The sequence below is a fragment of the Blastococcus saxobsidens genome (assembly GCF_010682065.1).
Classification (GTDB): domain Bacteria; phylum Actinomycetota; class Actinomycetes; order Mycobacteriales; family Geodermatophilaceae; genus Blastococcus; species Blastococcus saxobsidens_B.
Map to the genome: position 1 here is coordinate 17152 of NZ_JAAGWG010000037.1, position 21781 is coordinate 38932.

General features: G+C 74.6%; 21 protein-coding genes and 1 riboswitch. Of the genes, 12 read left to right on the plus strand and 9 right to left on the minus strand.

Annotation, left to right across the window (positions count from 1 at the left end; all coding sequences use genetic code 11):
- Window positions 1-3: 3 nt before the first annotated feature.
- Entirely contained in the window at window positions 4-906 is a 903-nt protein-coding gene (locus tag GCU60_RS17990; RefSeq protein ID WP_163207731.1) for an SMP-30/gluconolactonase/LRE family protein, read from the minus strand.
- 137 nt (window positions 907-1043) lie between these two features.
- On the opposite strand from GCU60_RS17990, the gene GCU60_RS17995 reads away from it, so the two are divergent.
- On the plus strand, window positions 1044-2249 hold the full coding sequence (locus tag GCU60_RS17995) for a DUF222 domain-containing protein (RefSeq protein WP_163207733.1): 1206 nt from the start codon (window positions 1044-1046) through the stop codon (window positions 2247-2249).
- Between the two features lie 60 nt (window positions 2250-2309).
- Here GCU60_RS17995 and GCU60_RS18000 read toward each other — a convergent pair whose 3' ends face one another.
- Window positions 2310-2690 (minus strand): C40 family peptidase, encoded by a 381-nt coding sequence (locus GCU60_RS18000; RefSeq protein ID WP_345770678.1) that lies wholly within the window; start codon window positions 2688-2690, stop codon window positions 2310-2312.
- A gap of 158 nt (window positions 2691-2848) precedes the next feature.
- Window positions 2849-3005: riboswitch (cyclic di-AMP (ydaO/yuaA leader) on the minus strand.
- A gap of 332 nt (window positions 3006-3337) precedes the next feature.
- Here GCU60_RS18000 and GCU60_RS18005 point away from each other — a divergent pair.
- On the plus strand, window positions 3338-6526 hold the full coding sequence (locus GCU60_RS18005) for a carboxyl transferase domain-containing protein (RefSeq protein WP_163207738.1): 3189 nt from the start codon (window positions 3338-3340) through the stop codon (window positions 6524-6526).
- Window position 6527: 1 nt separating this feature from the next.
- Here GCU60_RS18005 and GCU60_RS18010 read toward each other — a convergent pair whose 3' ends face one another.
- Together GCU60_RS18010 and GCU60_RS18015 are read right to left on the minus strand one after the other, a co-directional pair.
- On the minus strand, window positions 6528-7694 hold the full coding sequence (locus tag GCU60_RS18010; protein ID WP_163207740.1) for a transglycosylase domain-containing protein: 1167 nt from the start codon (window positions 7692-7694) through the stop codon (window positions 6528-6530).
- Between the two features lie 77 nt (window positions 7695-7771).
- Window positions 7772-8296 carry an HAD domain-containing protein gene (locus GCU60_RS18015; RefSeq protein ID WP_163207742.1) on the minus strand — a complete coding sequence of 175 codons (525 nt, stop codon included), beginning with the start codon at window positions 8294-8296 and terminating at the stop codon, window positions 7772-7774.
- Between the two features lie 129 nt (window positions 8297-8425).
- Between GCU60_RS18015 and GCU60_RS18020 the strand changes: the two genes are divergently transcribed.
- The 5 genes from GCU60_RS18020 to GCU60_RS18040 all read left to right on the plus strand — a co-directional run bounded on the left by GCU60_RS18020 (window position 8426) and on the right by GCU60_RS18040 (window position 12475).
- Window positions 8426-8563 carry a hypothetical protein gene (locus tag GCU60_RS18020; protein WP_163207696.1) on the plus strand — a complete coding sequence of 46 codons (138 nt, stop codon included), beginning with the start codon at window positions 8426-8428 and terminating at the stop codon, window positions 8561-8563.
- Between the two features lie 183 nt (window positions 8564-8746).
- Entirely contained in the window at window positions 8747-9697 is a 951-nt protein-coding gene (locus GCU60_RS18025; RefSeq protein ID WP_345770679.1) for a matrixin family metalloprotease, read from the plus strand.
- Between the two features lie 100 nt (window positions 9698-9797).
- Complete coding sequence (locus GCU60_RS21950) at window positions 9798-10805, plus strand: DUF3048 domain-containing protein (RefSeq protein WP_345770680.1); 1008 nt, start codon at window positions 9798-9800, stop codon at window positions 10803-10805.
- Between the two features lie 32 nt (window positions 10806-10837).
- Window positions 10838-11788 carry a D-2-hydroxyacid dehydrogenase family protein gene (locus tag GCU60_RS18035; RefSeq protein WP_163207746.1) on the plus strand — a complete coding sequence of 317 codons (951 nt, stop codon included), beginning with the start codon at window positions 10838-10840 and terminating at the stop codon, window positions 11786-11788.
- A gap of 18 nt (window positions 11789-11806) precedes the next feature.
- Window positions 11807-12475: a hypothetical protein gene (locus tag GCU60_RS18040; RefSeq protein ID WP_204262265.1), complete on the plus strand. Its 669-nt coding sequence runs from the start codon at window positions 11807-11809 to the stop codon at window positions 12473-12475.
- On the opposite strand, the gene GCU60_RS18045 is transcribed toward GCU60_RS18040, so the two are convergent.
- Window positions 12472-13245, minus strand: a complete 774-nt coding sequence (locus GCU60_RS18045; RefSeq protein WP_163207748.1) for a hypothetical protein — start codon at window positions 13243-13245, stop codon at window positions 12472-12474. The genes GCU60_RS18040 and GCU60_RS18045 overlap by 4 nt on opposite strands.
- Complete coding sequence (locus GCU60_RS18050; RefSeq protein WP_163207750.1) at window positions 13242-14174, minus strand: ABC transporter ATP-binding protein; 933 nt, start codon at window positions 14172-14174, stop codon at window positions 13242-13244. Before GCU60_RS18050 ends, GCU60_RS18045 begins: the two co-directional genes overlap by 4 nt.
- A 162-nt stretch (window positions 14175-14336) precedes the next feature.
- Between GCU60_RS18050 and GCU60_RS18055 the strand changes: the two genes are divergently transcribed.
- Both GCU60_RS18055 and GCU60_RS18060 read left to right on the plus strand, forming a co-directional pair.
- Window positions 14337-15623 (plus strand): sensor domain-containing protein, encoded by a 1287-nt coding sequence (locus GCU60_RS18055; RefSeq protein ID WP_163207752.1) that lies wholly within the window; start codon window positions 14337-14339, stop codon window positions 15621-15623.
- Window positions 15620-16270 (plus strand): response regulator, encoded by a 651-nt coding sequence (locus GCU60_RS18060; protein ID WP_163207754.1) that lies wholly within the window; start codon window positions 15620-15622, stop codon window positions 16268-16270. The genes GCU60_RS18055 and GCU60_RS18060 overlap by 4 nt, the downstream gene beginning before the upstream one ends.
- Before the next feature lie 10 nt (window positions 16271-16280).
- On the opposite strand, the gene GCU60_RS18065 is transcribed toward GCU60_RS18060, so the two are convergent.
- The 3 genes from GCU60_RS18065 to GCU60_RS18075 are packed head-to-tail and all read right to left on the minus strand — an operon-like array spanning window position 16281 to window position 18457.
- The gene (locus tag GCU60_RS18065; RefSeq protein WP_163207756.1) at window positions 16281-16667 is read right to left on the minus strand and encodes a VOC family protein; all 387 of its coding nucleotides are present in this window, start codon (window positions 16665-16667) and stop codon (window positions 16281-16283) included.
- Between the two features lie 33 nt (window positions 16668-16700).
- Window positions 16701-17972, minus strand: coding sequence for a threonine ammonia-lyase IlvA (gene ilvA / locus GCU60_RS18070; protein ID WP_345770681.1), 1272 nt, complete (start codon window positions 17970-17972; stop codon window positions 16701-16703).
- 53 nt (window positions 17973-18025) lie between these two features.
- Window positions 18026-18457 (minus strand): ATP-binding protein, encoded by a 432-nt coding sequence (locus GCU60_RS18075; protein ID WP_163207770.1) that lies wholly within the window; start codon window positions 18455-18457, stop codon window positions 18026-18028.
- 76 nt (window positions 18458-18533) lie between these two features.
- On the opposite strand from GCU60_RS18075, the gene GCU60_RS18080 reads away from it, so the two are divergent.
- The 3 genes from GCU60_RS18080 to GCU60_RS18090 all read left to right on the plus strand — a co-directional run bounded on the left by GCU60_RS18080 (window position 18534) and on the right by GCU60_RS18090 (window position 21781).
- Entirely contained in the window at window positions 18534-18896 is a 363-nt protein-coding gene (locus GCU60_RS18080) for an STAS domain-containing protein (RefSeq protein ID WP_163207758.1), read from the plus strand.
- A gap of 10 nt (window positions 18897-18906) precedes the next feature.
- Window positions 18907-21147, plus strand: coding sequence for a SpoIIE family protein phosphatase (locus GCU60_RS18085; RefSeq protein WP_163207760.1), 2241 nt, complete (start codon window positions 18907-18909; stop codon window positions 21145-21147).
- 112 nt (window positions 21148-21259) lie between these two features.
- A complete protein-coding gene (locus GCU60_RS18090; protein ID WP_163207762.1) occupies window positions 21260-21781 on the plus strand; it encodes a DUF6338 family protein in 522 nt (173 codons plus the stop codon).

Sequence of the window (21781 nt, forward strand, 5' to 3'; positions counted from 1 at the left end):
CGGTCAGGGCAGTCCGGCGTGCGGGACGGCGACCTCCGTCGTCACCAGCACCGCCTCGCGCACCGGCGCCCGCGTGTGCTCGTAGAAGTCCGGCGCGCAGCACAGCAGCAGCGTGCGGCCGTCGTCCCCACCGAGCGCGCAGGCGAAGACGCCCATGCCCTCCGGCGCGGCGATCTCCTCGACGATCGCGCCCCCGGGAGCGACCCGCAGCACCCGTGCGTTCAGCCCGTCGGCGACCCAGATGTGGCCTTCGGCGTCCAGCGTGCAGCCGTCCGGCGCGACCACGACCTGGCCGATCAGCTCCTCGACCGAGCCGCCGACCGGCTCCGGTCCCAGCTCCGCCCACACCCGCCGGTCGGTCAGCGACCCGTCCGGCGCGATGTCGAACGCGGTGAACCGGTTGCCCCACGTCTCGCCGACGATCAGCGTGCCGCCGTCCGGCGTGATCACCGAGCCGTTGGGGAAGCGCAGGTCCTCGGCCACCACGGTCACCGTGCCGTCGAGGTCCACCCGCTTGACCGACGACGGCCGCGGCGCCCCGCCGCCCATCAGGTCGAAGCCGAAGTCGCCCACGAACGCCCGGCCGGTCGCGTCGACCACCATGTCGTTCAGCAGTCCACCGCAGACGGCGGAGAGGTCGGCGTGCGTCGACACCTCGCCGTCGGACACCCGCAGCAGCCGGTGGTCCCGCATCGAGACGACGAGCAGCGACCCGTCGGGCAGCCAGCCCAGGCCCGAGGGCTGGTTCTCCACCTCCAGGACGACGGTCTCCGCGCCACCCTCGCCCGGCACCCGGCTCACGGTGCGCCGGTAGAAGTCCGACACCCACCACTCCCCGTTCCGCCACCGCGGCCCCTCGAAGTAGGAGCCACCCTCCAGCACCGTCCGGAACGCTCGATCCGCCATGGGTCGGACGCTACGACGCCGGACCGGATCGCACGAGGGGAAGTGCTGCTACAGGCCGCTGACCTGTGGATTCGAGCTGCTTGATGTCGTCCGGCGCGGTAGTATTCGTACACACGTTCGAACGCGCGGGAGGTGTCGTGGGAGAGCTGCAGTCGGCCCTCGATGCGCTCGCTGCCGAGGACGCCCGGTCGCTGGCCCCGCGGGACCAGCTGGACGAGATCCGGGCCCTGCTCGAGGCGCGCAACCGTATCGACGCGCAGCTGGCCCTCCGGGTCCGCGCGGCCGAACTGCAGCAGGCCGCCGACGACGACGGCGCGGCGTCGATGCAGTCGTGGCTGCGGGGCCACGGCCGGCTGAGCCCCGCAGCAGCCGGCCGATTGGTCCGCAACGGCCGAGTGCTCGACCACCTGCCGGCGCTCGCCGAGGCCTTCAGCGCGGGCGCCGTGTCGGCCGAGCAGGTGGCCGTCGTCGCCCCGGTCGCGAAGGAGGAGCGTCGGGCAGCTGCGCTCGACCAGGGCCTCGATCTCTCCGAGCTCGACCACGTCTTCGCCACCGTGGCCGCGACCCAGCACGTACAGCAGCTGGCCCGGGTCGTGCAGCACTACCTGGCCCGGCTGGACCCCGACGGTCCGGAGCCCGACCCCACCGAGGAGCGGGGGCTGACCCTGTCGGAGTTCTCCGACGGCACGGTGGCCATCCGTGGCCAGCTCGACGCGATGGGCGGTGAGAAGGTGAAGGCGGCGCTGGAGTCGATCGTCCAGGCCGATCGGCCCAAGGGCGACCGGCGCACCCGCGCCCAGCAGCTCGCCGACGCGCTGGTGCAGCTGGCCGACAACCAGCTGGCCTCCGGCGACCTGCCGTTCCTCCGCACGGTGAAGCCGACGGTCGTCGTGACCGTCCGGGGAACCGACCTGCTCGACGAGGCCACCGGACCGGCGACGGCGACCGGTGCGTTCGGCAGCCTGCTCTCGGCGGCGAAGGCCCGGCAGCTGGCCTGCGACGGCAGCATCGTCCCCGTCCTGATCGACGAGCACGGGATGCCGTTGGACGTGGGCCGGAGCAAGCGGGTCGTGCCGCCGCACATCCGCAAGGCCGTCGAACTCCGCGACGAGGCCTGCGTATTCGCCGGCTGCGGCGCCCCGAAGCACTGGTGCGACGTCCACCACCTCGTGCACTGGGTCTTCGGCGGGGAGACGTCGCTGGCGAACTCCGCGCTCCTGTGCGAACGGCATCACACCAAGGTGCACCACGGGTTCCGGGTGCACCGAGATCCCGGCGGCCGATGGCGCACCTACCGGCCCGACGGAACCGAGATCCTGATCGGCACACCACTGCTGGCCTGAGGTCGGCCACGCCCGCGCTCCCGACCGTGGACACGGCCGGGGGCATGCGGGCGGACGGGATCAGACGATCCGGCGGGCGGTGTTGTACCCGTACATCGAGTCGACCGGCACGACCTTGACCGGCTGGCCGTAGGTCGACGAGTGCACCATCTGGCCGTTACCGATGTACATCCCGACGTGGCCCACCGGCGAGTAGAAGAAGATCAGGTCGCCGGGCTGCAGGTGAGCGCGGTCCACGTGGACCCCCGCGGTCGACTGTGCGCGCGACGTCCGCGGCAGGTCGATGCCCGCGGCCTTGTAGGCATAGGTGGTCAGGCCTGAGCAGTCGAAGGCGTTCGGGCCGGTGGCGCCCCACGCGTAGGGGTCACCGCGCTGCGCGAGCGCGGTGTCGACGGCCACCTGGGCGGCGTGGTTGGGAGCCGCGACCGGTGCCGCGTTCACTGCCACAGGAGCTGCTGCGCCCGGGGCGGTCGTGCTGGCCGAGGCGGTCATCGGGGTGAGGACCATGCCGGCTCCGGCGACCACGGCGAGAGCCGCCCCGCGGACAGAACGACGAGCGGACGTGGACGTGCGAGTAGTCGTCATGGACGACGGTTCTCCTGTTCTCCATCAACCGCCTACCGAGTGAGCTGACGGGTTCGGGCGGGGAGGTCGCCCGGCGGATCGGTCGTGCCGATCCCGCTTCACCCCAGAACTACGGTGGGTCCCCGGCCCGGGCCCGGAGATGTCCGGTGCCCGGTTCGGCGGTGTCCGCGCGAGGTGCCACCTGGTGCGGTGGCGACGGGGGCCTCGCCGGACGCGCCGACACTAGGTCGGCTCCGCACGCGCCACAAAAGCGCGCAGCCAGCCCTTCCAGGGGGTTACCCGGCGGTACGCCGACAGGACCCGGGCGAGCGACTCGCGGCCCGACCACCGGCCATCACGCGCCGCAGTTCCTGTGCCGGCCCGCCACGCATGACTCTGAGCGATCGGTCCCTAACCTCGCCTCGGCGGCGTGGCGGAACGCTGTGTCCGGAGGTGGGTGGGCGCGTCGTCCAGCTGGTGACCGCCGCCACAGGGGGGTCCGTGCGCCGTGCGAGCATCGCCGGGTGGCCCGCCTGCTGATCGCCAACCGCGGCGAGATCGCCGTGCGCATCGCCCGCGCCGCGGCCGCCGAGCGCCTGACGTCGGTCGCGGTCACCGCCGCCGACGAGCCCGACGCCCCGCACCTGGCCGCCGCCGACGAGATCCACGTCCTCCCCGGCACCGGACCCGCCGCCTACATGGACGTGCCCGCGATCGTGCAGGCGGCGCTCGACACCGGCTGCGACCTCGTCCACCCCGGGTACGGCTTCCTGTCCGAGGTCTCCGAGCTGCCCGACGCCTGCGTGGCTGCCGGCCTGGCCGTCGTCGGCCCCGACGCCGAGAACTTGTGGATCTTCGGCGACAAGGCACTCGCCCGGTCCCGGGCCGAGGCGGTCGGCGTCCCGGTGCTCCGCGGGTCGGACGGCGACCCGGCAGCGGTGGAGACGATGCTCGAGGAGACCGGCGCCGTCCTGCTCAAGGCCCGCTTCGGCGGAGGCGGCCGCGCCACCCGGGCCCTCCGGCGCGGCGACGACGTGGCCGCGGCCGTCGAGGAGGTCGCGCACGAGGCCCGCGTCGCCTTCGGCACCGAAGCCCTGCTCGCCGAGGAGTACCTCGATCGCGCCCGGCACATCGAGGTGCAGCTCCTCGGTGACGCGCACGGCGACGTCGTCGTCCTCGGCGACCGCGACTGCTCGTTGCAGCGCCGCCGGCAGAAGGTCCTCGAGATCGCCCCGGCGCCGGATCTGCCCGACGAGCTCCGCGCCCGCCTGCACGATGCCGCCCGCGCGGTTCTCGGCACCGGTCGCTACCGCGGGCTGGGCACCGTCGAGTTCCTCGTCTCCGCCGACGACCCGCAGCGGTTCGTCTTCCTCGAGTGCAATCCGCGGCTGCAGGTGGAGCACACCGTCACCGAGGCGACCACCGGCCTGGACCTGGTGCGGCTCCAGCTGCGCATCGCCGCCGGCGCCACGCTCGAAGACCTCGGCCTCGCCGACGGCGCGCCCCGCCCGCTCGGCTGCGCCGTCCAGGCCCGGGTCAACGCCGAGACGATCACCGCCGACGGCGCCGTCGTCCCCTCCGCCGGCACGATCACCTCCCTCGTCCTCCCCGGCGGGCCGGGCGTGCGCGTCGACACCGCCGCCCGGCCCGGCGCCGAGCAGAGCCCGCGGTACGACTCGCTGCTGGCCAAGGTGGTGGCGCACGAGCGCACCGGCGACCTCACCGCCGCGCTGCGGCACCTGCACCGGGCGATCGGCGAGATCGACGTCCGCGGCGTCGCCACCAACACCGCCTTCCTGCGCGCGCTCCTGGCACACCCCGGCATCGGCTCGGCCACCACCACGTTCGTCGACGAGCACCTCGCCGAGCTGGTGCCGACCCTCCAGCCCGAGGCCGAGCAGGAGGGGCTGCGCGCACCGGTCCCCGGCACCGTCGTCGCCGTCGCGGCCGTGCCCGGCACGACGGTCGAGCCGGGGGGAGCGGTGGTCGTCCTCGAGGCGATGAAGATGGAGCACGTCGTCGCCCTCCCGGCCGGCGGCACCGTGGTCGGCGTGGCCGTGCGGGTCGGCGACACCGTCCGCCAGGGCCAGCTGCTCGCCGACGTCGAGCACGCCGACGGCGACCTGCAGGAACGCGCGGCGATCGACCTCGACGCCGACCGGCCGGACCTCACCGAGGTCCGCCGCCGGCACGAGATCGGCCTGGACGAGCACCGCACCGAGGCCGTCGCCAAGCGGCACGCGCAAGGCCGCCGCACGGCACGGGAGAACCTGGCCGACCTCGTCGACGCCGGCTCCTTCATCGAGTACGGGCCGCTGGTCTTCGCCGCCCAGGAACGCCGGCGCAGCCGGGAGGAGCTCCAGGAGCGCACCCCGGCCGACGGCGTCGTCGGCGGGCTGGCCGACGTCAACGGCGACCTCGTCGGACGGGACCGCAGCGCGGCGGTCGTCGTCTCCTACGACTACACGGTCCTGGCCGGCACCCAGGGCATGCGTGGCCACCTCAAGAAGGACCGGCTGTTCGAGCTGGCCGAGAAGCGGCGGCTGCCGGTCGTCCTGTTCGCCGAGGGCGGGGGCGGGCGGCCCGGCGACGTCGACCACCCGGTCGTCTCCGCGCTCGACACCATGGCGTTCACCCTGTTCGGCAAGCTCTCCGGCCTCGTCCCGACCGTCGGCATCGCCAGCGGCCGCTGCTTCGCCGGGAACGCCGCGCTACTCGGCACCTGCGACGTCGTCATCGCCACCGAGGACGCCAACATCGGCATGGGCGGTCCGGCGATGATCGAGGGCGGCGGGCTCGGCGTCGTCGCGCCCGAGGAGATCGGCCCGATCGACGTGCAGCACGCCAACGGGGTCGTCGACATCCGGGTCGCCGACGACGCGGCCGCCGTCGCCGCGGCCAGGCAGTACCTCTCCTACTTCCAGGGCCCGGTCGCCGACTGGACGGCGCCGGACCAGCGCGCGCTGCGCCACCTCGTGCCGGAGAACCGCAAGCGGGTCTACGACATGCGGGCCGTGCTGCACGCCCTCGCCGACGAGAACAGCGTGCTCGAGCTCCGCGACGGCTGGGGCGCCGGGATGATCACCGCGCTGGCGCGGGTCGAGGGCGCCCCGGTCGGCGTCGTCGCCAACGTGCCCACCCACCTCGGCGGGGCCATCGACTCCGACGCCGCCGACAAGGCCGCCCGCTTCCTCCAGCTCTGCGACGCCCACGGCCTGCCGGTGGTGTTCCTCTGCGACACCCCCGGCTTCATGGTCGGCCCCGAGTCGGAGCGGACGGCGACCGTCCGGCACTTCTCCCGGCTGTTCGTCATCGGCGCCAACCTCTCGGTGCCCATCGGCACGGTCGTCGTCCGCAAGGCCTACGGGCTCGGTGCCCAGGCGATGGCCGGCGGCAGCATGAAGGTGCCGCGGTTCGCGATCGGCTGGCCGACCAGCGAGTTCGGTCCGATGGGCCTGGAGGGCGCGGTCCGGCTGGGCCTGCGCCGGGAGCTGGCGGCCATCGAGGACGACGCCGAGCGCGCCGCCGCCTACGACGCCGCCGTCGCTGCCGCCTACGAGAAGGGACGCGGGCTCAACGTGGCGGCCCACTGGGAGATCGACGACGTCGTCGACCCCGCCGACACCCGCCGCTGGATCACCACGCTGACCCGGGAGGCCGCGGCCACGCCGCGACCGCCGGGGCGGGTGCGGCCGCACGTCGACACCTGGTGACTCAGCCGGTGCCCTCGGCCGCGATCAGCTCGGTGATCTCCTCCGGCGGGCTCGAGCAGTCGTCGTCGGAGGCCGGCTGATCGGAGGCCAGCCCGGGAATGCCGGCGTCCTCGACGGGCTGGAAGCCCAGCCGCTCGAGGTGGGCCGGGACCCGGTTCTGGGCGTTGATCACGTGCGAGCGGGACAGCCAGCCCATGCCGTCCGCCACCTCGAAGTCCATGCCGCCGCCGGGCGCGCGCTGGACGTGGCCGGGGGAGGGCAGCAGGCCGACCAGCTGCACCGCCTCCGCGGGGGACAGCTCCCCGGGCGGGGAGTCGAAGTAGTACCAGCCGGCCGCGCAGACGCCGTAGATCGTCGGCCCGAACTGGGCGTAGTTCGCGTACAGCTCGAGCATCCGCCGGTCGTCCACGAACGCGGCCAGCTCGACGGCCAAACCCGCCTCCAGTGCCTTGCGCCAGGCGCTCATCTCCTGGTTGAGGAACAGGTTCTTGGCCATCTGCTGCGGGATCGTCGACCCGACGGGGTCCTCCTCGCCGGCCAGGTGGGAGTAGGCGCGGGCCCACAGCACGCCCCAGTCGAAGGCGCCGGACCGGTAGGGGAGCTGGGAGTCCTCGTGCGCGACGACGGCCGCCAGGAAGTTGCGCGAGACGTGCTCCACCGGCACCGACTGCTGGATCGCGCCGTCGGGGTTGGCCGCCATGAACGCCGTCGTCGGCGGGTCCACCCAGCGCAGCGAGAGCACGACCAGCGCCTGGACCACGGCGAGCGCGGCCAGCAGCCGCACGATCCGGCGGAACAGGCGACGGCGCGGTCGCCGGCCGGCGCGGTCCCGGCGTCGCCGGCGGCCCTCGTCCGGCCGGACCGGCGGGACCGGACGCTGCGGCCGGTCGCGTCGCGGGGGAGCAGCCGGGGGGAAGGGACGCTCGGGCGGTGGCCACGGGTGGCGCGGCTGCTCCTGGGCCGGCGGCCGGCCGGGCGCGTACGGCGGCGCGCCGTACCAGCCGTCCGCGACCGGCGGGGGCTGGTCGAACCGAGGACGACGCGGCGGCTCGTCCGACGGCGGCTCCCCGTACGGCGGCTGTGGCTGTGGCTGCGGCAGGGTCGGTGGGTCGGCCGGCCGGCGGCGCAGCCAGCGGGTATTCCTCGGGTCCGGCGGGACGGAGGCCATGGAGCGTTCCTCCCCTGGTCGGCGTCGAACGGCCAGGTTAGGGCGGCAACCTGTGAGCGAGCTGCACGCGGCGGTCGTCAGCCCTCCTCGGCGAGCCAGGCCTCCACCCGGTCCAGTTCGGCGTGCGTCAGCCCGATGGCGACCGCCGGCGCGACGACGAGCACCTGCCCGTTCGCCGCCAGCCACTCGCTGGTGTCCTCGGCCTGGTCGGCCAGGTCGTCGTCGATCCACACGATCCGGCGGCAGGGCTCGGCGTCGGCGACCGCGCGAGCTGCCGCCAGCTTCCACCACCCGGCCACCCCGCCGAGCCGGCCGCCGAACCCGGTGGGCAGCACTGCCTCCCGGTCGTGCGTCCGCAGCCCGCGCGGCAGACCCAGCGGCTCGGCGAGCAGCCGGTCGGCCAGCTCCGTCCACGTCGTCAGCCACTGCAGCTCGACCCGGCCCGACTCGTGCAGCCCGCGCAGGCGCCGCACCACGGTCGGGTCCCACGAGAGCACGTAGCCGTTGAAGGCCCCGCGCCGCCAGCCCTCCGGCAGGTCGCGGCGGACGGCGTTCAGCACGCCGTCGACGTCGAGCAGCAGGACCGGTGGGAAAGAGGGCATGCCCCGTCCTACCCGATCGCGGCGCCGAACGGAGCACGACCGGGTGGCCGGACCGGGTGTGCGGTTGGCATGCCGCCGGACCGGGCAAGGAGACCCGGAGACGACAGAAGGAGGAACACCATGGCAGGCATGATCAGGAAGCTCATGATGTCCGGGATCGCGGCGAAGGTGGTCCAGGAGGCCCGCAAGCCGCAGAACCAGGCGAAGATCAAGAAGGCCATCGCGGACTTCCAGAAGAGCCGCAGCGGCAAGACCGGCCGTCGCTGAGCTTCAGCGCAGCGAACGACAGTGCCCCTCCCCGGGAACCCGGGTGAGGGGCACTGTCGTTCCTGACGTCGGGTGCGTCGATCCGTTCGGGTGGATCGTCCCGCAGGCCGCTCCGCCCCACCGGTGGCGCGGCCGATGCATCCTGGGATGCAGCTGGAGCGATCGGACGAGCACGGAGGTGGCGTGGACGGCGGAGCACCCGGGCGCCCGGACGCCCTGCGCGCGTCGCCCACCGGTCGCGTGCCCCAGTGGGTCCTCGACGAGGCGGCCGGGCGGCCGACGGCCGACGAGGGCTGGCGCGAGTGGACGCCGGGGGAGCAGCAGCCGAGGCGACGACGTCGCCGCCGGATGCGCGGCCTCCTCGCCGTCCTGGTCGTGCTCGTGGTCGCCCTCGGCGCGGCCTGGCTGGCGAACCCCGGCCTGCTGGCCGGCGACCCACCCGTGGCCCAGCCCGCCCTACCCGGCCCGCCGCCCGGTCAGGAGTCCACCGAGGCCCCGCTCGGCGCTCCGCCACCGGCACCGGCCACCGGCGGCACGCATGCCTTCGTGGCGCTGCAGCCCGACGGCACCGGGCCGGTCGCCTTCGACCCCTGCCGGCCGATCCACTACGTCATCCGGCCCGACAACGCCCCGGTCGGCGGGGAGCTGCTGCTGCACGAGGCGTTCGCCCGGGTCACCGCCGCCACCGGCCTGCAGTTCGTCTACGACGGCGCCACCGAGGAGCCCCCCGCGGAGAAGCGGGAGCCCTACCAGCCCGACCGCTACGGCGACCGCTGGGCGCCGGTGCTCGTCTCCTGGCAGACCGGCGAGGAGAACCCGGACTTCGTCGGCGACGTCGCCGGGGAGGCGGGCAGCCACTGGCGGTCGGTCGGCACCGGCCCGCAGGTCTACGTCACCGGCGGGGTGGCCCTCGACAGCGCCTTCTTCGCCGAGCTGCTGGCCTCCCCGGACGGGTATCCCATCGCCCGGGCGATCGTGCTGCACGAGATCGGGCACCTGGTCGGCCTCGACCACGTCGACGACCCGGCCCAGCTGATGTTCCCGACGGCCAGCGGCGGCATCCTCGACTTCTCCGCCGGCGACCTCACCGGGCTCAGCGCGCTCGGTGCCGGGACGTGCGTCCCCGACCTGTGAGGGGCGGGACCGGCCGCCGGTCACGACCGGGCCGACCTGGGCCGATAACCCCTGCGTGCACCGATCCGCCCGACGCCGGACCACCCGGGCAGTCGCGGCCGTGATCGCCGCCGCCGGCCTCGCCCTCTCCGCCGGCTGCGCGCCGCAGGCCGCCCCTGTGGCCGCGGCGCCGACCACGCCGGCGCCCCCGCCGCCACCGCCCACCTACCCGTGGCCGCTCACCGGCGTGGAGACCACAGACCCGGTGCACCGCACCGCCCTCGCGGTGAAGATCGAGAACTCCGTCGAATCCCGCCCGCAGTCCGGCCTGAACGGCGCCGACATGGTGTGGGAGGAGGTCGTCGAGGGCGGGATCACCCGCTTCGTCGCCGTCTACCACTCCACCCTGCCGCCCGAGATCGGCCCGATCCGCTCGGTGCGGCCCATGGACGCCGCCATCGCCGCCCCGCTGCGCGGGCTCTTCGCCTTCTCCGGTGGGCAGCGGCCCTTCGTCGACGCGGTGGCCGGCGCCGGCATGCAGGTGGTCAGCCACGACGGCGGCGCCGGCGGCTTCTACCGCAGCGAGGATCGCTACGCGCCGCACAACGTCTACGCCGACCCCGCCGACTTCCTCGCCCAGGCCGATCCCGCGCACTCCGCGGACCCGATCGAGCAGTTCCGCATGGCCGGCTCCGCCGACCAGCCCAGCGTCCCCGCGATCGGCACGCCCGCCGTCCTGGTGGACCTGAAGCTCTCCGGCGTCAGCCGCCCGAACTGGACCTGGGACGCGGCGCAGGCAGCATGGCTGCGCGCCGAGGGGACCACGCCGGCGTCGCAGGCCGACGGGCAGCAGCTCAAGGCCACGAACGTCGTCGTCCTGCGGGTCGACGTCGTCAACACCCGCTACACCGACCCGGCCGGCAACCCCGTCCCCGAGACCGACATGGTCGGCGGCGGGGAGGCGCTCGTCGCCACCGGCGGGCACACGCTGCCGGCGACCTGGTCCAAGGCGAGCGAGGGCGACCGGGTGGTCCTCACCAACGCGCAGGGCGCCCCCATCCTGCTCGCCCCCGGCACCACCTGGGTCGAGCTCGTGCCCAGGACCACCGGCGCGGTGACCGTCCGCTGACGCGGACGCGGCGCATGCGGTAGACCGGGCGCATGCCGCGCATCGCCGTCCTGGACGACTACCAGTCCGTCGCCGCCGACTTCTGCGACTGGTCGCAGGTACCCGGGCCGGTGGAGGTCGTCGAGTTCGCCGACCACGTCGGCGACGAGGACGCGCTGGCCGAGCGCCTGCACTCCTTCGACGTCGTCGTCGCCATGCGCGAGCGCACCGACTTCCGCCGCAGCCTGCTGGAGCGGCTGCCGAACCTGAAGCTGCTGGTCACCACCGGCATGCGCAACAAGTCCATCGACGTCGAGGCCGCCACCGAGCGCGGCATCACCGTGTGCGGCACCGGGGCCAACGCCACCGCCACCGTCGAGCTCACCTGGGGGCTGATCCTCGCCGCGGTCCGCTCCATCCCGCGGGAGGACGCCGGCATGCGCGCCGGGGGCTGGCAGCAGACCGTCGGCGGCGACCTGGCGGGCGCGCGGCTCGGTGTCATCGGCCTGGGCCGGCTGGGCAGCCGGGTCGCCACCATCGGGCAGGCCTTCGGCATGGACGTCGTCGCCTGGAGCCAGAACCTCACCGACGAGCGCGCCGCCGAGGTCGGGGTGCGCCGGGTGGAGCGCGACGAGCTGTTCGCCACCGCCGACGTCGCCACCGTGCACCTGCTGCTGTCCAAGCGGACCCGCGGGCTGATCGGCGCCGACGACCTCGCGCTGATGAAGCACACCGCCGTCCTGGTCAACACCAGCCGCGGCCCGATCGTGCAGCAGCAGCCACTCCTGGACGCGCTGCACGAGGACCGCATCGCCGCGGCCGCGCTCGACGTCTACGACGAGGAGCCGCTGCCGGCCGACCACCCCCTGCGGACGGCGCCGCGCACCGTGCTCACCCCGCACCTGGGCTACGTCACCCGCGGCACCTACGAGGTGTTCTACGGCGAGGCGGTGGAGGACGTCGCCGCGTTCGTCGCCGGGGAGCCGATTCGCGTCCTCGGCTGACGGCTAGCGTGGACGGCGGTGACGAGCAGGGAGGAGCGCTGGCAGGAGCGGCTCGCCCTGCCCGTGCTGGTCGCGGCGCTGGCGTCGATCCCGGCGATGTTCCTGACCGTCGCCGAGGGGGCTCTGGGCACCACCGGGTACGTCATCGACATCGTCAGCGGCGCCGTGCTGGTCGCCGAGACGGTCATCCTCTTCGTCGTCGCCGAGCACAAGCGCGCCTGGGTCCGCGGGCACCTCGGGCTGATCGCGCTCACGGTCGCCGTGGTCGTGGCCGTCGTCTTCGCCCTCGGCCCCGTCCAGGTGCTGCGGCTGGTCCGCACCGTCGGCGCCCTGCGCATCCTCCGGGCCGGGCGGATCGTGAAGGCGGCCCGCTCGCTGGGCGTCCGGCACGGCTTCACCGGGCGGCTCGCGCAGCTGCTGGCCGCCGGTGCCGGGGTGCTCGTCGCGGTGTTCGTCGGCGTCGTCCTCTCCGACCCGACGTCCCGCTCGCGCGACCTGTTGACCGGCGTCCTCGGCACCGTGAACACCGGCGTCGTCGTCGCCCTGTCCGCCGTCGCCGGGGTCGTCCTGGGCGCGGCGACCTACCTGCTGGCCCGTGACCCGGGCAGCGGCGCCGACGCCGACGCCGACCGCCCGGCGCGCTCCGGGTCAGGGGAGCAGCCGGGCGGCCGACGGTCGGAGAGCTAGCCGGCGTCCCGGCGCAGCAGCGAGGCACCCCCGAGGCCCACCGCGAGCGCCGCCCAGCCGACCAGCAGGGCTGTCGCCTGTCCCGCCGTCATGTCCGGCTCGCCGAGCAGCATCCAGATCGCGCCGGTGCCCGGGAGCAGCTCGCCCAGGTCGGCCATCCACTGCACCCCGAACGCCGGCAGCAGGAACGGCAGGACCAGCTGCAGCAGGAACACCGTGGCCAGCGCGCCGGCCGTGCTGCGCAGGAGCAGGCCGACGCCGACCGCCAGCGCTCCGCCGGCCAGCAGGACGGCGGCGACCCGGCCGAGGCTGTCGGCCACGTCGCCCGGCGAGAACGGCAGGTCCGCGATCAGCCAGGCGGTGATGTCGGCGGTGAGCGCCAGCAGCACGCCGGCCGCGGTGGCGGCGAGGACCGGCACGGTGAGACGCGCAGCCAGCAGCAACCCGCGACGCGGCGTCCACTGCAGCGTCGGCGTGATCGCCCCGCTGGCGTACTCCTGCGTCACCGCGAGCAGCACCAGGACCAGCAGCGCGAACTGGCCGAGCATGACGCCGAACTCGCCGGCCGCCGTCGCCGGCGGCAGCTCGCCGGTGGCGTACACGTCGTCGGCGTCGTAGGCCATGATGACGCCGATGCCGACGATGGTCACGGCGGCCGCCAGCAGGCACCACCACGTCGTCCGCACGGTCCGGAGCCGCAGCCACTCGGCGGCCGCGGCGCGACCGAACACGGCCGGGGTGCCCGGCTCCCGGACGGCGACGGCGGTCATCGCTGCGCCACCAGTTCGGGAGCGCCGGCGACCCGGTACTGGACGCTGTCGCCGGTGAGGTCGAGGTAGATCTGCTCGAGCGAGCTGTGCTCCTCGGCCAGCCGGTGCACCGCCACGGCCTCCTCGAGGGCGACGTCGCCGACGACCTCGGCGGTCACGCCCTCGACCAGCAGCTCGCCGTCGCCGCTGGGGTGCACCACCGCGCCGCGACGCAGCAGCGCACCGGCCAGCTGGTCGGTCGACGGCGTCCGCACCCGGACCTTGCGGCCGGAGCCCTGCCCGCGCATCACCTCCTGGAAGGAGGCGTCGGCGATCAGCCGACCGCGGCCGATGATCACCAGGTGGTCGGCGGTCTGCTCCATCTCGCTCATCAGGTGGCTGGAGAGCAGCACCGTGCGCCCCTCGTCGGCCAGGCCGCGCACCAGCCGGCGGATCCACCGGACGCCGTCGAGGTCCAGGCCGTTCATCGGCTCGTCGAACAGCAGGACGGCGGGGTCGCCGATGAGCGCGGTCGCGATGCCGAGCCGCTGACGCATGCCCAGCGAGTAGCCCTTCACCCGTCGCCGGGCGGCAGGGCCCAGCCCCACCTGGTCGATCACCTCGTCCACCCGGCGCAGCGGGATGCCGTGCGTGCGGGCAGCGACCCGCAGGTGGTCCCGGCCGCTGCGCCCCGGGTGCACGGCACCGGCGTCGAGCAGCGCACCGGCCGCGCGCAGCGGCTCGGCCAGCCGGGGGAACGGCCGGCCGCCGACCAGGGCGGAACCCGACGTGGGCCGGTCCAGACCGAGGATCATGCGCATCGTGGTCGACTTGCCGGCGCCGTTGGGACCGAGGAAGCCGGTCACCTTGCCCGGCGCGACGTCGAAGGTCAGGTCGTCCACGGCGGTGACCGCGCCGTACCGCTTGGTGAGCCCGCGCACCTCGATCATGCGGGCCTCCCGATGTTGGATGAGGTCATGACACCGAGCCTGTCGGGCGGAGGGGTGCGGGCGGATCACCCCGCAGCGCCGACCTCCGTCCCCCGCGCGGGGGAGATCGACGGCGCCCATCGGGGGGATCCGTCCGGCCCGCCGGTCGGACAGGATCGACCAGTGCCTCCGACGACCTCCCGCCTGCCGGGTCCCGCCGCCGAGATCGCCACCCGGCTGCGGACGCTGCTCGAGGACGCCCGCCCCGGCTGGCCCCGCCGGGCTCTCTATGCGCTGGCGAGCCTGCCCTTCGGCGCGCTCTACCTGGCGCTGTACGCCGGGCTGGTCGGCTCGGTGGTCGCCCTCATCTACGGCGTGGGCGTGCTGCTCATCCTGCTGGTGCTCGCCACGACCCGCGGGTTCGCCGGGCTCGAGCGCCGGATGGCCCGCGATCTGCTCGGCGTGCCTCTCCCGGACGGCGAGCGGGTCCGCGACCGGCGGGGCGTCGTCCAGAAGCTGCGGCGGCTGGTCCTGGCCGCCGACACCTGGCGGGCGCTGGGATGGCTCGGCGCGCGGGTGCTGATGGGCCTCGCCACGTTGGCCACGTTGCTCTTCGGCGGGTTCGGGTTCGCCTACCTGGGTTGGGGCGCCGACTGGAACGCCCTCACCGCGCTGCCGCTGTTCGCGCTCATGGCGCTCGACGTCGTCCTCACCCTGGCCGTGGTCGACCTGCTGGTGCGGCTGGCCGCCGCCGTGGCGCCCAGGCTGCTCGGCACCGCGCCCGAGCAGCGCATCGCCGCGCTGCAGCAGAGCACCCGGCGGCTGGCCGACCGCAACCGGCTGGCCCGGGACCTGCACGACACCATCGGCCACGCGCTGACCGCCAGCCTGCTGCAGGCCACCGCCGCGCGGCGCACGCTCACCCCCACCGACGACCGGCCGGTCCAGCCGGACTTCGCCCGCCAGGCGCTCGGGCACATCGAGACCAACACCCGTGCCGCGCTCGCCGAGCTCGACCGGGCCCTCAGCGTGCTGCGTGCCGAGGACGGCAGCGGCGACCCGGGTGCGTTCGCCCCACCCTCGCTCGCCGATCTGCACGACCTGCTCGCCGGGCTGCGCGACGGCGGGCTGCCGGTCGCCCTCGTGGTGGACGGCGAGACCGACGACGTGCCCGCCGGCATCCAGGAGCTCGTCTACCGGGTGGTGCAGGAGGGGACGACGAACGTGCTGCGGCACGCGGGGACGCCCGTCACCGTCGTGCAGGTAGCGCGCAGCCGGGACACCCTCGTCGTCCGGGTGCGGAACGAGCACACCGGACAGCCGGACAGCCGGCCCGGCCCCGGCGGCGGTCGCGGGCTGGCGGGCCTGCGGGAGCGGGCGGCCGTCGTGGGCGGCACGCTCACCGCCGGGCCGACGCCCTCGGGCGGCTTCGACCTGGTCGCCGGCCTGCCGCTGCCGGGTGCCGCGTGACCGAGCTGCGCCTGCTGCTCGTCGACGACGACGTGCTGGTCCGCTCCGGGCTCCGGGTGATCCTGGAGAGCGAGCCGGACATGACGGTGGTCGGTGAGGCCGGCACCGGCCGGGAGGCGCTGACGGTGGCGGCCGAGACCGATCCCGACGTCGTCCTCATGGACGTGCGGATGCCCGATCTGGACGGCATCGCCGCGACGGCCGAGCTGGTGGCCCGGGATCCGCGGCGGCCGCGGGTGCTGGTGCTGACCACCTTCGAGGACGACGACTACCTGTTCCGCTCCCTGCAGGCAGGTGCCAGCGGCTTCGCCCTGAAGCGGTCCGATCCCGACGAGCTGGTCGACGCGATCCGGGTCGTCGCCCGCGGCACGTCGCTGGTCCTGCCCGACCTCACCCGGCGCCTCATCGCCTCGCACGCGCCCTCCCGTGCGCGGGGGGCGGCCGCGCTGCCCGAGCTGACCGGTCGTGAGGCCGACGTGCTGCGGCTGGTCGCCGGCGGGCTCTCCAACGCCGAGATCGCGACCGAGCTGTACCTCAGCCGGGAGACGGTGAAGACCCACGTCAGCAGCGTGCTGCTCAAGCTCGGCGCGCGGGACCGCACCCAGGCCGTCATCGCCGCCTACGAGAGCGGGTTCATGACCGCCTGACGCCGTGGCGTCAGGTCGCCGGTGGGTGCTCGGCGATGCAGAAGAGGTTGCCCTCCGGGTCCGACAGCGTGGACCACTGCACCCACGGCACCTCGTCGAGCACGTCCCACCGGTGGGTCGCTCCCAGCTCGACGGCCCGGTCGACCTCCACCACGCGGGTGCCCCAGGGCACGGTGAGATCCAGGTGCTGGCCCTGCCGGTCCGGTCGCGCGTCCGAGCGCAGCTGGAAGAACATGGCGAACCCGCCCGGCTCGCGGGCAGACACGTAGGCGAACTCGGAGTCGTCACCGGGGGCGACCGTGCCGCCGAGCAGCTGCGCCCAGAAGGCCGCCAGTGCGCGGGGAGCGTCGGCCTCGACGTTCACCGCTCCGAGGGTTATCGATGCTGAGGAGCTCATGTCGCGGACGCTACGTCCGTCCACTGACGCCGATCAGACGAGGAAGCGGTAGGCAGTCGTCCCCGGGGCGACGTGCTGGATGCGCAGCGGGCTCGCCTCGATGCGCGCCAGCAGCCCGGGCAGGCCGTCGGCGCTGCCCAGCTCGATGCCGGTCAGCGCCGCGCCGGTCTCCCGGTTGTCCCGCTTGACGTACTCGAACAGCACGATGTCGTCGTCGGGGCCCAGCACCTCGTCGAGGAAGCGGCGCAGCGCGCCGGGCTCCTGCGGGAACTCCACCAGGAAGTAGTGCTTGAGCCCGCGGTGCACCAGCGACCGCTCGATCACCTCGGCGTAGCGGCTGACGTCGTTGTTGCCGCCCGACAGCACGCACACCACCGTCTGGCCGGGCTCCACCGTCACCAGGCCGCCGCTCAGCGCCGCCGACGCCAGCGCACCCGCAGGCTCGGCGATCACGCCGTCGGCCTGGTAGAGGTCGAGCATCTCGGTGCAGATCTGCCCCTCCGGCACGGCCAGCAGCTCCGCACCCGAGTCGCGCACCAGGGGGTAGGTCACCGCGCCGGCCCGGCGCACGGCCGCGCCGTCGACGAAGGTGTCGATCTCCGGCAGCTCGACCGGCTGCCCGGCGGCCAGCGCGGCCGCCATGTTCGCCGCTCCGGCGGGCTCCACACCGACCAGCCGGGTGGTGGGGGAGTGCTGCCGCAGGTAGGTCCCGGCGCCGGCCAGCAGCCCACCGCCGCCCACCGGGAGGACGACGACGTCGGGAGCCGACCCGAGCTGCTCGAGGATCTCCACCGCCACGGTCGCCTGCCCGGCCACCGTGGAGAGCGCGTCGAACGCCGGCACCAGCGTGGCGCCGGACGCCGCGGCGAACGCGGTCGCCCCGGCCGCCGCCTCGTCGTAGGAGTCGCCGGTGACCACGAGCTGGACCATGTCGCCGCCGAGCGCGGCGATCCGCTCCCGCTTCTGCCGCGGCGTCGTCCCCGGCACGAACACCCGCCCGTGCACCTGCAGCGCGCGGCAGGCGTAGGCCACGCCCTGCCCGTGGTTGCCGGCGCTCGCGCACACCACGCCCGCGGCGCGAGCGGCGTCGTCCAGCCGGCTGATGGTGGTGTAGGCCCCGCGGATCTTGTACGAGCGGCCGACCTGCAGGTCCTCCCGCTTGAGCCACACGTCGGCGCCGGTCAGCCCGGACAGGCGGGCGTTGCGCTGCAGCGGCGTGCGCTCGGCAACGCCGTCGAGCCGGCGGACGGCGTCGTGCACCCGCGGGGTGAAGACGTCCGAGGGGTGGTCGACCGCAGCACTCACCCGGTCATCGTCGTCCACCGCACCGGGCGGACCGCACGGAGGGGGCCCGACGCTCAGCTCTGCAGCAGGCGCAGGTGCGGCTGCTGGGCGGCCAGTCGCTTCTCGAAGGTGACCCGGTGGCGGCCGTCGGCGTCCTGCACGAACTGCAGCCGGTCGACCAGCGCGCGCATGAGCACCAGGCCCCGGCCCCGCTCGGCGTCGGTCGGCTGGTCCAGGACCTGCACGCCCTCGGGGTCGAAGCCCTCGCCGTCGTCCAGCACGCTGATCCGGCACAGCTCGTCGGTGATCGAGACGTCGACCTGGTAGGCCTCCTGGTCGTGCACGTGGTCCACCACGTTCGCGCAGGCCTCGGTGAGCGCGAGGAGGATCTCGTCGATCACGGGCTGCGGCACGGCCAGGTGCTCCAGCGCCTGCCGCAGCAGCCCGCGGACCAGCGGAACGCTGTGCGCGTCGGTGGGCAGCCGGACGCTGAAGTCGATGTTGATGGCCGTCCAGCCCCTTCCCGATCACCGTGGCCTACCCTCGGCACGTCGGAACGGACGTGGTGAGGGAGGTGGACCGGTGCTCTTCGACGTGGAACGGACGACGATCGCCGGTCGTGCGGCTCTCACCGTACGGGGTGAGGTCGACATCGCGACGTCGGCTCAGGTCGCCGACGCCGCCGCGAGCCTCCTGGACACCGCTCCGGCCGGCCTGGTCATCGACCTGAGCCCCACCCGGTTCCTGGATTCCTCGGGCGCCCGCGTGCTGGTGGCCATCGCTCGCCGGTGTGCGGCCGGCGGGATCGAGCTGCACGTCATCGCCCCGCCGACCAACCGGCCCGTCCGGCTGCCGCTGGAGCTCCTGCAGCTGGACCGGGTGGTCCCGCTGATCGGCTCCGCCGGTGAGCTCCCCAGCGTGAGCGCGGGCCGGGAAACGCCGTAGCGTCCCGACGGTGACCAGCCGCGGACCCAGCCAGCTGCCCACGGTCGAGGCCCCCGTGCCCGGTGGGGCCGAGGACGCGCTGCTGCGCTGCGCCGACGAGCCGATCGCCGTCCCCGGCGCCGTCCAGCCGCACGGCGCCCTGCTCGCGGTCACCGAACCCGACCTCGCCGTCGTCGTCGCCTCGGCGAACGCCCCGGAGCTCTTCGGTCGGCCGGTCGCCGGGACCTCCCTCGACCAGCTGCTCGACGATTCGGACACCGCGCGGTTGCGCGCCGGCCTGGCCGGCGACCTCGCCGAGGTCAACCCGCTGCGGGTCCGGCTCGGCGGCGCCGACGTCGACCTCGTCCTGCACCGGGCCGACGGGCTGCTGGTCACCGAGTGGGAGCCCGTGCTGGGCGCGGAGCAGGCCGGCGCCGCCTGGCACCGTCGCCTCCCCACGACCCTGCAGCGGCTGTCGGCCACCGCCACGCTGGAGGAGCTCACCGCGGTGCTGGCCCGCGACGTGCGGGCGCTCACCTGCTTCGACCGGGTGATGGTCTACCGCTTCGACGCCGAGTGGAACGGCGAGGTCATCGCCGAGGACCGCCGCGACGACCTCGAGCCCTTCCTCGGGCTGCGCTACCCGGCCAGCGACATCCCCGCCCAGGCCCGCGCGCTCTACGCCACCAACTGGATGCGGCTCATCCCCGACGCCGGCTACCGCCCGGTGCCGCTGGAGCCGCCGCTCACCCCGTCGACCGGCCGCCCGCTGGACCTCTCCGGGGCGATCCTGCGCAGCGTCTCGCCGGTGCACCTGGAGTACCTGGCCAACATGGGCGTCGTCTCCTCGATGTCGGTGTCGCTGATCGACAACGGGAAGCTGTGGGGCCTCATCGCCTGCCACCACTACGCCGGTCCGCACCGCCCCTCCTACTCCGACCGGGTTGCCGCGGAGTTCCTCGGCCGCACCGCGTCGCTGCTGCTGCCCACGCTGGTCGGCGCCGGTGAGCAGACCGGCGTGCTGGAGGTGGCCCACCGGCAGGCGGAGCTGGCCTCGGCGATCGGCCGGACCCCGCGGGCGCTGGCCGAGGCCCTCACCGAGGGCGAGGTCACCGTGCTGGACCTGCTGCCCGCCTCCGGCGCCGCCGTCCGGATCAACGGCCAGCTGCGTCTGCTGGGGGAGACGCCGCCCGCCGACCGCGTCGTCCCGCTCGTCCGGGCCCTCCTCGCGGCCGGGGCGCCGGTGACCGACGCGGTCAGCCGGGTGGTGCCGGAGGCGGCCGACCTGGCCGGCTCCGCCAGCGGCGTGCTCGCCGTCGAGGTGGTCGGTGGTCAGGAGGACTTCCTCGCCTGGTTCCGGCCCGAGACGCTGCGCGAGATCACCTGGGGCGGCAACCCCTACACGTCCAAGACGGCGCAGACCGACGCCGGACCGCGGCTGAGCCCGCGCCGGTCGTTCGACGCCTGGAGCGAGACGGTGCGGGAGACCGCCCGGCCCTGGCGCGAGCACGAGGTGACCGCCGCCCGCAGCCTCGCCGCGCTGCTCACCGGGACCGCGGCGAGCCGGGCCGAGGAGGACAACCGGCTGGCCGCGGCGCTGCAGCGGACCCTGCTGCTGGAGCAGCTGCCCAAGGTCCCCGGCGTCGCCCTGGCCGCCCGGTACCTGCCCAGCGAGGAGGACGTCGTCGGCGGCGACTGGTACGACATCGTGCCGCTGCCCGGCGGGCGGGTGTCCATCGTGCTGGGCGACGTCGCCGGGCACGGGCTGGCCGCGGCCGCCATCACCGCCCAGCTCCGGCACGCCCTCCGGGCGCACCTGCTCCGGGCGCCCGGCCCCGCCGCGGCGCTCGACGGGCTCAACGAGGTCATCGGCGCACTGCTGCCCGGCGAGCTGGCGACGGCGATCGTGGCGGAGCTGGACCCGGCCACCGGCGACGTCGTCGTCGCCAACGCCGGCCATCCGCCCGTGCTCATCGGCACCGCGGCGGGGGCGGCGTACCTGCACGAGGGGCGCGGCCCGGCGCTGGGGCTGCTCGACGTCGCCGACTACGCCGAGACACGCGTCCACCTCGGCGACGACGACCGGCTGCTGCTGTTCAGCGACGGCCTGGTCGAGCGCTCGGCGGACGGGCTCGCCGCCGGGCTGGAGGACCTGCGCGCGGCCGTCGGGGCCGGCCCGGCCGACCCGCAGCAGCTGCTGGACGCGGTGCTGGGCGCGCTGAACCCGCCCCGCACCGACGACGTCACCCTGCTGGGCGTCGCCCGCACCTGAGGGTCAGTCCCTGCGGCGTGCGCCGCCATGTCGGACCTCACCGCTAGCGTCCCGCAGGCAGGCAGACAGGCATCGAACGACGCGGGGGTTGACGGTGGACGTGCCGGGTTCGGTGCCTGGATCGGTGGTCGGTGTGGCCTTCCTGCTGCTCGCCATCCTCCCAGGGGCTGCGTTCACCTGGGCGCTGGAACGGCAAGCCGGCTCGTACGGTGTCTCGTTCGCCGACCGGACGCTGCGCTTCGTCGGGGTGTCGCTGGTCTTCCACGTCACGGCACTGCCCCTCGAGTACCTCGTCGCCTCGGCACTGCTCCCAGTGGGAGCGACGTTCGGGTGGGCGGAGATGTTCGTCGTCTGGCCGAGCCTGATTGTCCTGTTCGCCGTTCCGTACGCACTCGGAACGGTCCTCGGTGGCCTGTACCGGAGCCGGACCTCGAGAGACGAGCACTGGCGCTGGATCCGGAAGCGCCTGAGCCCGGCCGGTGAGGAGCGACTCCTGCGGATGGCTCTCGGGCACGACCCGGCGCCACGCGCCTGGGACCACCTCTTCGCCGACCGTTCAGTGGTGTCCACCAAGGTGGTGTGCGACGGCCCCGGTGACCAGCGGGCCGAGGACGTGAAGGCGGCCACCGCGTGA

Coding starts and splice junctions, on each gene's coding strand:
- GCU60_RS17990 (WP_163207731.1), bottom strand. CDS start 906: ATGGCGGATCGAGCGTTCCGGACGGTGCTGGAGGGTGGCTCCTACTTC.
- GCU60_RS18010 (WP_163207740.1), bottom strand. CDS start 7,694: ATGGCCTCCGTCCCGCCGGACCCGAGGAATACCCGCTGGCTGCGCCGC.
- GCU60_RS18015 (WP_163207742.1), bottom strand. CDS start 8,296: ATGCCCTCTTTCCCACCGGTCCTGCTGCTCGACGTCGACGGCGTGCTG.
- GCU60_RS18020 (WP_163207696.1), top strand. CDS start 8,426: ATGATCAGGAAGCTCATGATGTCCGGGATCGCGGCGAAGGTGGTCCAG.
- GCU60_RS18035 (WP_163207746.1), top strand. CDS start 10,838: ATGCCGCGCATCGCCGTCCTGGACGACTACCAGTCCGTCGCCGCCGAC.
- GCU60_RS18045 (WP_163207748.1), bottom strand. CDS start 13,245: ATGACCGCCGTCGCCGTCCGGGAGCCGGGCACCCCGGCCGTGTTCGGT.
- GCU60_RS18050 (WP_163207750.1), bottom strand. CDS start 14,174: ATGATCGAGGTGCGCGGGCTCACCAAGCGGTACGGCGCGGTCACCGCC.
- GCU60_RS18065 (WP_163207756.1), bottom strand. CDS start 16,667: ATGAGCTCCTCAGCATCGATAACCCTCGGAGCGGTGAACGTCGAGGCC.